This window comes from Vibrio sp. S11_S32, from assembly GCF_014694465.1.
Classification (GTDB): Bacteria; Pseudomonadota; Gammaproteobacteria; order Enterobacterales; family Vibrionaceae; genus Vibrio; species Vibrio algicola.
The window spans coordinates 1-2,428 of the sequence record NZ_JAAUWS010000102.1; the positions used below are offsets into that span (position 1 = coordinate 1).

At 40.4% G+C, this 2,428-nt stretch carries 2 protein-coding genes and 2 pseudogenes; all 4 read right to left on the minus strand.

Going from position 1 to position 2,428, the window contains the following annotated elements; genetic code table 11:
* Positions 1-132: 132 nt before the first annotated feature.
* Positions 133-1,485 (minus strand): annotated as a pseudogene (tnpC, locus tag HC723_RS16650) (IS66 family transposase); the annotation flags it as partial.
* Positions 1,486-1,543: 58 nt separating this feature from the next.
* Positions 1,544-1,897, minus strand: a complete 354-nt coding sequence (tnpB, locus tag HC723_RS16655; RefSeq protein WP_190339882.1) for an IS66 family insertion sequence element accessory protein TnpB — start codon at positions 1,895-1,897, stop codon at positions 1,544-1,546.
* Positions 1,894-2,220, minus strand: coding sequence for an IS66 family insertion sequence element accessory protein TnpA (tnpA, locus tag HC723_RS16660; RefSeq protein WP_190339883.1), 327 nt, complete (start codon positions 2,218-2,220; stop codon positions 1,894-1,896). The genes tnpB and tnpA overlap by 4 nt, the downstream gene beginning before the upstream one ends.
* A gap of 81 nt (positions 2,221-2,301) precedes the next feature.
* A pseudogene (locus HC723_RS16665) lies at positions 2,302-2,428 on the minus strand (transposase); the annotation flags it as partial.

Genomic DNA, 2,428 nt, shown 5'->3' on the forward strand with positions numbered 1-2,428 from the left:
GCTCGAGCAGAGATTGCCATTCTTGATTAGTGTGTCGTTGTGCCATATTCAAATCTCCTAATAGTTTGAGATCTGATCTTATGATTCGCAAAAATAAATGAACATGTGGGGTTTATGGGGCGCTTACTTTTTATTGTTGGAAAATAACCAATTCTTTCTACCTATCACCAGCGATTTTATTGCTCGCTCTGCTCGGTTATTATCGATAGATAAATGACCGTCATCAATGTAACGAACCAGCTTAGGCCATTGGCCTAAGGTATACTTAATCGCTTTCCCTAAGGGACTGGATCCGATAACTTTTTGCGTGGTTAACCACACATAGAATTTATCCAGCATAGGCTTGGCATGTTGCTGTCTCTCTGCCCACCGCTTTTCAACCGATCCTGTTTTCAATCTTGACTCAAGTGCGTACAGCTTTTGGATTTGAGCCAACGCCATATCTGCTTTGCCTGCCTTACCTTTTCCTTGAAGCTTTTTAGCATCCATAAATTTTCGACGAGCGTGAGCAAGGCATCCAACATTAACTACTTTGGATAAACCATCATATGCCCCATAGCCATCACTTTGCAGATAACCAGAGTAATTCCCTAAAAAATCCATAGGGCACACTCTCGCTCGACTATTTTGATAGTCGAACAAGACGATATTTTTTGTCTCTGCTAATGCTGCCTGTGGGGAATCTGCTCCTGAGCAATATAGCCACATATAACATTGTTTATTTTCTTTAAGTACATTGAGCGGTGTTTCATCCGCTTGAATGACCACTTGCTCTAGCAAGTGGTTTTTCAATGCTTGGTACAGTGGTTTAAATTTCTCACTTACTTGGATTACCCATCTTGCCATTGTCGTTCTCGACAAGTCGATACCAGATTGATTGAACAAGGTTTCTTGACGGTATAATGGCAGCGCGTATTGGTATTTCCCTAAAATGATATTGGCCAGTAAGCTTTCTGTTGCAAAGCTTTTAGGGATGATGCTATATGGAGTTGGATGCTGATGGATTTGGCTTGTTTCAGATTTCTCTTCGCATTGACGACAAGCGTACTTCGGACGAACTATCTCAAGCACTTTTAATATCGCTGGGGTAAATTCTAACTTTTCACTGCGGTCTTCACCGATCCGGTGAAGAACATGCTGACAACATGGGCATTGTTTATCATGTTCATCAAGATCTAGAAGAAGGGTTTCACGAGGTAAGCCTTTTGGTAATGCTTGACGTTTACCACGTTTTTTAGTGCTCGTTGTTGTGGTAGTGATAACATCCTCTTCCACTTTGGCCGCTTCACACTCGACCTCATTAAAGAGGTCGCCTTGTGCTTCATCATAAGGTTTCAATGATTCTGAGCGTTTAGCAAACTGGCGATCAAGCGCCAGTTTAAATTGTTCAATTAAGGATTGTCGCTCCGACATTAAAGCCTTCACCATCGCTTGCAGCTCGGTGACACTTTGGCTTTCAGGGTTAATATCGGTCATCTTTTTCATGGGTTAATTATACTAAATATGCCATGAAAAACCTTGGTTTTTCTTACTGTTATTTGGATTAACTCATTGTAAAACTATCGATGTTTATTGGTTTATGGCCAATTATAGTAAAGCCAGATAACAGTTGTTCTAAGTCAAAATAAGTAAGTGGAAATACCTGTTTTTTTTCATGATTAGGCCATTTGAACTTGGCTTTTTCCAGTCGTTTATACCACAGTGCAAAGCCTGTTTTATCCCAATATAAGACTTTGATTTTATCGCGATGCTTATTAGTAAACAGGAATAGTGCTCCAGAACTTAAAGGGAAATTGGTATCAGATTCGATAATGGCCGCAAGGCCATTAATGGATTTTCTAAAATCGACATACTCTCGATACAAATAAATATTGGGTGCGTTGAGCATTTGTTTCATGCTAATGCTCCAATAAGTTCTGCAAGGTAAGCGACAGGCGTACCTTGCGGTACGCTCAGTTCAATATGATTTACAGATAATATCATATTGGCGACAGGAGTTTGTGATGCTTGATAATGTGTTCTGGTTTCAACAATTTCAGCTTTCATAAAACTACTATGATTTGTTTCCTCAGTCCGCCCTAATTGTTGGCGTTTTGCATGAAAAGTAGAAAGGCTCAGTCCATGACGTTCGCAGAATACCTTCTGCGATAAATGCGCCGATTCGTATTGTTCTAGCAGGGATTGCCATTCTTGAGTGGTGCGCCGTTTGGGTTTTGCCATATTCAGATCTCCTAAAGATTGGAGATCTGATTTTATGGTTCGCAAGGTTCAATTAAAATGTGGGGTTTATGGGGCGCTTACCGTTGATTCGATTGGATTACTTGTTCTAATATGCGTCCAATGCTCTGCTGGAAAGTCATAAAATGCGAGCATTTCTTCTTTATCTTTTGTTAAGCACTCCGTCACTTTTGGGTACTTGCCGGAATAG

Excerpts from the sequence above, each read along its gene's own strand:
- tnpB (WP_190339882.1), bottom strand. The coding sequence starts at position 1,897 with ATGAAACAAATGCTCAACGCACCCAATATTTATTTGTATCGAGAGTAT.
- tnpA (WP_190339883.1), bottom strand. The coding sequence starts at position 2,220 with ATGGCAAAACCCAAACGGCGCACCACTCAAGAATGGCAATCCCTGCTA.